Origin of the sequence: Planktothrix prolifica NIVA-CYA 540 (genome assembly GCF_963864145.1) — a bacterium.
GTDB lineage: Bacteria > Cyanobacteriota > Cyanobacteriia > Cyanobacteriales > Microcoleaceae > Planktothrix > Planktothrix agardhii.
This window is the reverse complement of the sequence record NZ_CAWLTW010000001.1, coordinates 3,706,323-3,714,533: the sequence shown is the minus strand read 5'-3', so window position 1 is coordinate 3,714,533 and position 8,211 is coordinate 3,706,323. Positions and strand designations below refer to the sequence as shown.

General features: G+C 41.1%; 6 protein-coding genes and 1 pseudogene. 3 read left to right on the top strand and 4 right to left on the bottom strand.

Features of this window, described 5'->3' with window-relative positions; genetic code table 11:
* Positions 1-600, bottom strand: a pseudogene (locus tag AC559H_RS16565) (hypothetical protein); the annotation flags it as partial.
* Between the two features lie 739 nt (positions 601-1,339).
* Between AC559H_RS16565 and rppA the strand changes: the two are divergent.
* Entirely contained in the window at positions 1,340-2,020 is a 681-nt protein-coding gene (gene rppA / locus AC559H_RS16560) for a two-component system response regulator RppA (RefSeq protein WP_026785226.1), read from the top strand.
* A 24-nt stretch (positions 2,021-2,044) separates the two neighbouring features.
* Here the strand turns inward: rppA and AC559H_RS16555 are convergent, their stop codons facing one another.
* Entirely contained in the window at positions 2,045-3,232 is a 1,188-nt protein-coding gene (locus AC559H_RS16555; protein ID WP_026796053.1) for an aminotransferase class V-fold PLP-dependent enzyme, read from the bottom strand.
* A 122-nt stretch (positions 3,233-3,354) separates the two neighbouring features.
* Here AC559H_RS16555 and AC559H_RS16550 point away from each other — a divergent pair, with 122 nt between their 5' ends.
* Positions 3,355-4,476, top strand: a complete 1,122-nt coding sequence (locus AC559H_RS16550; RefSeq protein ID WP_237745634.1) for a YihY/virulence factor BrkB family protein — start codon at positions 3,355-3,357, stop codon at positions 4,474-4,476.
* 410 nt (positions 4,477-4,886) lie between these two features.
* Here AC559H_RS16550 and AC559H_RS16545 read toward each other — a convergent pair whose 3' ends face one another.
* The gene (locus AC559H_RS16545) at positions 4,887-5,213 is read right to left on the bottom strand and encodes a calcium-binding protein (protein ID WP_026798546.1); all 327 of its coding nucleotides are present in this window, start codon (positions 5,211-5,213) and stop codon (positions 4,887-4,889) included.
* A gap of 93 nt (positions 5,214-5,306) precedes the next feature.
* Here AC559H_RS16545 and AC559H_RS16540 point away from each other — a divergent pair, with 93 nt between their 5' ends.
* Positions 5,307-5,969 carry an IS5/IS1182 family transposase gene (locus AC559H_RS16540; protein ID WP_026793975.1) on the top strand — a complete coding sequence of 221 codons (663 nt, stop codon included), beginning with the start codon at positions 5,307-5,309 and terminating at the stop codon, positions 5,967-5,969.
* On the opposite strand, the gene AC559H_RS16535 is transcribed toward AC559H_RS16540, so the two are convergent.
* Positions 5,945-8,107, bottom strand: a complete 2,163-nt coding sequence (locus AC559H_RS16535) for a Calx-beta domain-containing protein (RefSeq protein ID WP_052349613.1) — start codon at positions 8,105-8,107, stop codon at positions 5,945-5,947. The two genes, AC559H_RS16540 and AC559H_RS16535, sit on opposite strands and share 25 nt — an antisense overlap.
* Between the last annotated feature and the right edge of the window lie 104 nt (positions 8,108-8,211).

Here is an 8,211-nt window from a genome sequence, read left to right as displayed (position 1 = left end):
AATTGAGGAAATATCGGGCTTCATTTGCAGGTCTTCTTCTTCCCCTTCCTGACGTTGAATTGAGGAAATATCGGGCTTCATTTGCAGGTCTTCTTCTTCCCCTTCCTGACGTTGAATTGAGGAAATATCGGGCTTCATTTGCAAGTCTTCTTCTTCCCCTTCCTGACGTTGAATTGAGGAAATATCGGGCTTCATTTGCAAGTCTTCTTCTTCCTGACGTTGGACTCCTTGACCCGATGTTGACTGTTCCCCAGAAGGAGTATTAATTTTTTTGACCACTTTTTCAGCTACACTATCTGCTTCCTGTTCATATTTGTCCCCAGCCTCGCCGACAGTTAATTTTTTTTGTAGGGATAAATTAAATTTAGGTTGTATTCTGGATGTTGACCTATCTGTGTTTCCTGTAATCGGGATTTCCGCAAAATTAAAACCCGGTTTTTTCTGTATTTGCTGATGGTTTATATCTTCGGTTTGGTGTTTCTGCGGTGTTACGAGGCCGTTGTCCATTGGGCGAATATCTGTCAGGGATTTCGCTTGAATTCCGGTTTGATTGACAGATTCTACTTCATGGCGATTCTGTTTTTTTAGTCGTACTTTCATCGTCAGACCCCATTGCTTACAGATTAATACATTGACCAGGGCAGGTTACATTTTTATTAATTGTATCAATAAAATTGACAACCAAATCTATACTTAAGTCTAATTTTAGTTTTATAGCAACCGCCAAGGCAGTTAGGACACCAGACGTATCTTAGAACCCAGACGGTGAAGTGATTTCCCCACTGTTCCCTCCCCCTAGCCCTGCGTGCACGGGGGGTTTGGGGGGGCTGTTCCCTCTCTCAACTAGGTAATTTATTTTGTGCAACTACTTAGCACAAATCATAAAAAAAGGATGGGAGTGTGGAAACTCAGTGTCTTCAGACCACCAGAGGAAACACGATCCAGGGGAATTTATTCCCCTAGAAATATTTAGTAATGCTATCATAAAGAAACCAACATGGTCGTGATAGTCGAGTCAATGACTAAAGCAAGTAAAACAATGGGAGTGCAGCAAATCTTGTTGTCTCCAGATCCAGAAACTCGTGCGTTGATAGAATATCTTTGTCAACAATCGGGTAAATTGTACAATACAGGGATTTATTTTGCCCGTCAAACGTTTTTTAAGACAGGTAAATTATTAACGGGAAAATTTGATTTAGCATTTGAACCATCGGTGTCTATTGATTTAGGTACTGCCGACAATTTAGCAGCTTGTGTTGATACCTTGGGAAATTCCTTTTTGATTGATGCCGATGACAGACCCACACAAAACTGGACAGTATCTGAGGTGATCGATTTTATGCGAATTTTATTGGTTGATGATGAAATCGAATTAACAGATCCTTTAAGCCGGGTATTAACCAGGGAAGGGTATACAGTTGATATTGCAACGGATGGCTGTTTTGGCTGTGATTTAGCCCGTCAAAATCATTATGATTTATTAATTTTAGATTGGATGTTACCGCAAAAATCCGGTTTAGAAATTTGTCAGGAATTGCGATCGCATTCTGACCAAACACCGATTCTATTTTTAACCGCAAAAGACACCCTAGATGACCGAGTTCAAGGGTTAGATGCTGGTGCAGATGACTATTTAATGAAACCCTTTGAATTACGCGAATTATTAGCTAGAGTCCGCGCCTTACTGCGTCGTTATCAAGTTATAGAATCTACCATTAATTCTAACCATTTGCAAGTATTAGACTTAGAATTAGACCTCGATAATCAACTCGCCTATCGAGGTGAACGCATGATTGATTTATCAGAAAAAGAAAGTCAACTTTTAGCTTATTTGATGCGTTCACCAGGACAGTTATTAACCCATGATCAAATTCATCAATATCTCTGGGGAGAGGGTGAACAACCGAGCAGCAATGTATTAGCAGCACAAATTCGCCTGTTAAGAAGAAAAATCGAAACTACAGGGGAAATTCCCCTAATTCATACGGTTTATGGTAAAGGATATCGTTTTGGAGAATAGTTTATTACTTTTCATTGCATACCCTTATAACCCCAACAAAATTTCTGCTAAATATTCATATTGGGATAAATGATTATAAATTTGAGCCGAAATTCTCATCAAGGACTTAGTTTGATCTTCCCAAGGCATAATCGGAACTTCAATTTGATATTCTTCCCAAAGTTTTTGATTCAAATTATCATAATTTTGCCATTTTTCCCCTAAAGGTAAAACTGCCATTGAACCGATCATATCATCAGGACAGGATAAATTTATTCCTATTTTTTTAGATAATAATTTTCGAGCATTTACCACTAAATTATGATTAGTTTTGATTAATTCTGACCAGCCTCCGGGTAACAGAGAACCCATGAATTTAATTGCTTCAGGAATACATAAATAAGCACTGGGGTCTGGGGTTCCTGTCCAGTCAAATTCTAATAAAAATCGAGAGCGATCGCTTCGGGTAGAATTAGCTCCATGACTAATTGTAAGCGGACGAATTAATGATTGTCTATCCCTTTGTACCATTAAAAACGCGGCTCCCTTGGGAGCAGATAACCATTTATGACAATTTCCTGTATAGTAAGTTGCTCCAATTGCTTGTAAGTTTAGCTCTAACATTCCGGGTGCGTGGGCACCATCAACTAAAGTATCTATTCCTAAATGAGTTAACTTTTTAATAATCTCTTGAATTGGAAAAATTAACCCGGTTTGGCTGGTAATATGATCGATTAAAACTAATTTTGTTCGAGGAGAGACTTTTGCCATAATCGCATCAATAATTTCTTCAGATGAAGCGACCGGAAAAGGAATATCTGCTATAATGATTTTAGCCCCCGTGCGACTAGCAACAAAATCTAATACATTCCGACAAGCATTATATTCGTGATTAGTTGTAAGTAATTCATCTTGTTCTGAGAAAATTAGCGATCGCAAAACCGTATTTACCCCGGTTGTCGCATTGGGAATGAATACTAATTCCTCTGGATTTGCACCCACAAAATTAGCTAATTCAACTCTAGCATTATCGAGTAAAATTTCATATTCTCTGACAAAAAAATGACAAGATTGTTGTTCAAGTTGTTGTCGAAATTGATATTGAGAATCTAACACAGGAATTGGACAAGCACCAAAAGCACCATGATTCAGAAAAGTTACCTTGGGATCAAATAACCAATATCGAGAAAAGGGAGAATATTCAGGTTTAGTGTGTAAAAGAGTGTCTTTCATATTTGATGAAATTAACAACTATTTGATCCTAAACCAATTCCGAACTTAAATAAATCTTATTTTTTGACAAAATCTTTCCCAAGTCGAGTAAATTAGGAATACCGTATCCATCCCCAATATTTATGAGCATAGCCAGCTTTTTGATGTTCTGGCGAAATCTGAAATCGTTTAAGTGGCGACCTTGTGCTATTCACACCCATTTAGTTAAACTGATTCAGCGCGGTGCTGATCTCGTCGCGGAGCAATTAATTGTCCTGTTTCCTATCATAATTAAACAGATTAAAAGAAGTAGGCGACGGATGATTCGTTTCTGCCGTTTTTTTCTATATTTGAATCCCAGAACCTTTAAAAAACTGATTCAGGCGACTATAGAACAGCGTCTACCGGGTTTTGCTGCGGAAATGGCTTATCATGCTACCTTAGCATTATTTCCGGCGGTATTAGCCCTATTAATTGCCCTAAGTTCCTTTGAATTATTGCAAACGGAACTCTATCAAATGGCAACTTTACTCAGTCAAATTGTCCCAGAAGATGTCCAGAATTTAATAGGAACTGGAATTTATCATTTATCTTTAACACCGAGTTCGGGTTTACTTTCGGTGAGTTTTATTGCCTCTTTGTGGGTTTTTTCCGGTGTAATTGGTGCAGCGATGACCGCATTAAATCATATTCATGGGGTAGAAAAGACCCATATTAGACCCTTTTGGAAAAATAAATTAATTGCCTTATCTTTAGCATTAGGAACTCTATTATTATTAATTTTAGCCACTGCATTAGTATTAGTGAGTGACATGATTGTTGAAGGAATTGCCCGTCAAAGTTGTATGATTGAAACCATCGGAAACTGTGCCTTAGAAGATTTAGCCATTTGCATGATTCAACCGCCAGTACAGAATTGTTTATTACAATCAACCCTATTAGAAACCTGGCAAAAACTACGGTGGCCGATTACCTTGGGAATTGTTTCTACTAACTATGCTTTTATTTATCGTTACGCGCCTAATTACCGCAAACATGGAACTCCTCTGATGCCAGGAGCAATTTTAGCCGCTGTATTTTGGGCTTTAGTATCTAATTTATTTCGTTTATATGTTTACTATTTTGGCAAATTTAATATTACCTACGGCACAATTGGCGCGTTTGTAGTTTTATTACTCTGGTTACAAATTAGTTCCTTAATTATGCTAGTAGGAGCCCAACTTAATGTGATTGTGGGGGATGAATTAAGATCCTCACCGCCCTAGAATTGCAGTGATTCCTAAACCTGTTCTCAGGCGATCGCATTTAATAGGGGCGAGTTTAGATAGGTTATGGGTTAGTATTGAATATTGTCTTAGTAGCTGATCATCAGTAAGACATTTCCATTATAGACTTTAATTCAGAAATCTTCAACACTCCAGAGGCGGGTTTAGCAAGGTTATTGCTAAGAATTAAATATTGTTGCGGAACCCTCCCCTACAATTTGTTAAAAAATTGCGATCGCATTTGACAATGATTAACAATTCAACCGTAGGGGCGGGTTCCGAGACCATCTTTAATTATCAGCAATTATCTCCCTAAACCCGCCCCGGCAATTTGTTGTTGAAAAAAGCGCGATCGCTCTGAGAAATACAGAGGCGATCGCCGAAATCATCAACCTATCTGATGACCAGATTCAGATAATGGCAAAGTTTGCTGCTGTTAAGGAAACATCGTGGAAGATACTAATTTTATTTCCTGGGCTGAGGGTGATTTCAGAAAACAGGCCTCCACCAGTAACAGGAAGTTGGTTAGTAATTGCGGCTAAAACAGCGACTCCATTGCTAAAACCAAGACCAGCAGCGACCTGAATCTTATCATCAGCAACAACAAATTGATTCACGCTATTTTGACCACTTGACGCACCAAAGATGAAGGTATCTTTGCCTGCACCACCGAATAGATTAGTAGAACTCTTGCAAAATAATTTTATGGTATTATGGTAAGTTTTGCTCAATTTCATAAAATCCTAGAGACTAACCATTCTTCACAAACTTTTGCTAAAAACTCCATAAAATGGTAAAAATTGAAAGTGAATTTAGACAATAACTCTGCGATGAACACTCAATTTTATCTAAATTTGAAACCTCATGAATTTAAACGAAGATTTGGTGTCAAGATTCAAACCTTCCAAAAAATGGTTAATGCCATAGAGCAGTTCAGGTTAGAACATCCTAAAGATAGGAGAGGACATCACACCCACCTGACTCTCCAAGAGCAAGTTTTAGTAGCCTTGGAGTATTGGCGAGAATACAGAACATATTTTCATATTGGGACAAATTGGGGAGTATCAGAATCAACTATTTGCCGAATTGTTGCTGACATTATTCAATTAGTAATTAATCAAGAAACTAAACAGATTATTTGTACAGATTTTGGAGAAGGACATTGCCACGATTTTAGCTTATTCAAAAAAAGCGAAATTCATTTTCACCCCCAAACTGATAGCTTACAAGATAGTGGCTATCAAGGAATTAAAGATTATCACTTTAATAGCTATGTACCCAAAAAGAAACCCAAAAATGGCAACCTTTCGGTCTTAGAAAAAGACTATAATCAAGATTTGGCTCATCAACGAATTGTGATTGAACACGTTAATCGGAGCCTCAAAATTTTCAGGATCTTATCGAGTCGTTATCGAAATCGTCGTCGCCGTTATGGTCTTCGTTGTAATTTGTTGTCAGCCATTTATAATTATGAGTTGACACTCTTAGTCTGAAAGTGAAAGTTTGGCATTATAGCATAGATTTTTTTTGCAAGAGGTTTATCATTCCCATTACCTCCATTTAGGAAGTCATCCCCATCTCCTCCATCAAGGTAGTCGTTGCCAGCACCGCCCAGCAGTGTATCATTGCCGACATCGCCCCATAGGTAATTATTCCCATCACCAGCGTCAAGGGAATCATCGCCACCCCCTCCGCTCAGTGTGTCGTTGCCAGCTAAACCGCTAATAGTGTCACCCAGTTCGTCCCCGAAGAGGTTGTCATTCCCCGCAGTCCCGACAATCGGTGCTTTGGGGCCGACAGTAAACGACCATGTGTAGGTTTGACCGTTGGCTGTAATGGAGGCAGTATAAGTTTCCCCTGGCAGCAATGGATCGCGCGGAACCAATAATACCATGTCATTTGAGTCGAGACTAGAGCGTCCTACCTCTTGATCGTTGTTGAATCCAGACCCTGGCCCGTAAGCTTCGAGAACCCCATTCTTGGGATTGATGTAATTAGTTTCATCAAACACCGCGTGAGCAAGTTGTGTGCCGCCCTGCGAGAATGAGTGAGCAGTAACATTAGGAGTAACGTCTCCATTCCCCAACTGCAAGAGCAATGGCAAACCCGTAGGGGCAGTGTACGGGGGGGTACCTGTGCTTGTTAGCGGATCGGGCCACTCTCCTCCTCCATAATCGCGTATGGAAGCTGGAATGGTTTGACCGTCGCCTGGCCAGATAATGGGAAACTTCACTGATGAGGGGATGCTGCTGTATTCACGTTGAAGCACAAGCGTGGCACCAGTAGTAATCTGGCCGCCTGCTTCCCGATAAGCACCATAGCCGACTTCGGTCACGTACTGATTGAGAATTCCCGATGCGTGGAAAGGCGCCCTCAGCCACACCTCGATATCGTCTACATCAGTAGTGTTGAGACCACCACCCCACGCTACATTGCCGGACATACCAGCTTTCGCGCCTTCAGGGGTGTACCACTGGTTCCCTGGATCTTCGTAATGCCCACCCCCGTTATTTTTAACCAGATATTTGGAGTGTGCGACAGCACCCGCTCCCGCAATCGGGTTTTCTCGGACGGGGGGCAGGTTGGCTGCGGTGCGATGGAAATTAATAGTAGACAGCCATTCCGGTTGCGTATCATTATCGACTATAGCCAAAGTTGCGTTCCTCTGGGTTCCTACAGTTGCCCCACCAGTAGGGTTTTTTAAGGTCATCGTCAGGGTTTCACCGGGATCATAGGCAGTGTCATCGAGGATGGGAACCTGAATCGTTTTGGGCGTGGTGTCTCCCGCAGCAAAATTAACGGCTGTGGGAGTGGTGCCGTAGTCGCCAGATCCAAATTTAGCTGTACCGTCAGAGAGGCTAACAACAGCACTAACCGCTCCATCACTGCTGCCTGTGCGGGTGACAGTCACCAATGTGACTGGTGTGCCATCTTCGTTGACGCTGTAGGTAGCCGCACTAAATTGCAAGCTGCTTGCTGGTATTATCGTTGGCTCAGGAGTTGGCGCTGGTTCCGGTGTTGGTTGAACAGTTGGAGTTGGAGCCGGAGGAAAACTGCTGCGAGGAACATTCAGCAAGACTGCGATCGCACGATTAGTAAGTTTGTCTATGATCAGCGTATCGTCACTACCAGTACCATCAGCACCTGTACCCGCAGTCAAAGTGTAGTTATCAAAATTCAAAATGCCGTTCTTGCTGGTAATCTGATCGCTTCCAATTTGATAATCGGTAATATAATCAATACTCTGATCATCTAGCTTCAGGAAAAATGTGTCGGAGCCATCGCCACCTGTTAGGGTATTGATACCGCGATTGCCGTACAAAATATCATTGCCTCTACCACCGACAATTAAATCATTGCCTCCACCACCGAATAACCAATCATTGCCATTTCCTCCTATAAGAGTGTCTTGATCTTGGTTTCCGAAAAGGGAATCATCACCACCTCCGCCATCAATTGAATCATTTCCTTTCCCAGCGTAAACAACTTCAGCATCAGAAGAACCGCTCACGCTATCATTACCTTGGCGAGTTACCAAACCAGACATACCCTGAAGTTGTCCGGCTTCGAGTGCAACATTGTCGGCTGTATCTTCTCCGACTAAATAAATCCCTTCTTTTTTGATCGTCATCAGAATAAATATGAGTGTTTAGAAATCCAGTCGCTATACCTTACGGCAGGCTAGGCCAATGCACCGGATGTATCTGATTTTTTTTGCCGAGAAACTGATTTAAA

Bases quoted from the DNA above. Each gene is read 5' to 3' on its own strand.
- AC559H_RS16545 (WP_026798546.1), bottom strand. From the start codon at position 5,213: ATGAAATTGAGCAAAACTTACCATAATACCATAAAATTATTTTGCAAG.
- AC559H_RS16535 (WP_052349613.1), bottom strand. From the start codon at position 8,107: ATGACGATCAAAAAAGAAGGGATTTATTTAGTCGGAGAAGATACAGCC.
- rppA (WP_026785226.1), top strand. From the start codon at position 1,340: ATGCGAATTTTATTGGTTGATGATGAAATCGAATTAACAGATCCTTTA.
- AC559H_RS16555 (WP_026796053.1), bottom strand. From the start codon at position 3,232: ATGAAAGACACTCTTTTACACACTAAACCTGAATATTCTCCCTTTTCT.
- AC559H_RS16550 (WP_237745634.1), top strand. From the start codon at position 3,355: ATGAGCATAGCCAGCTTTTTGATGTTCTGGCGAAATCTGAAATCGTTT.
- AC559H_RS16540 (WP_026793975.1), top strand. From the start codon at position 5,307: ATGAACACTCAATTTTATCTAAATTTGAAACCTCATGAATTTAAACGA.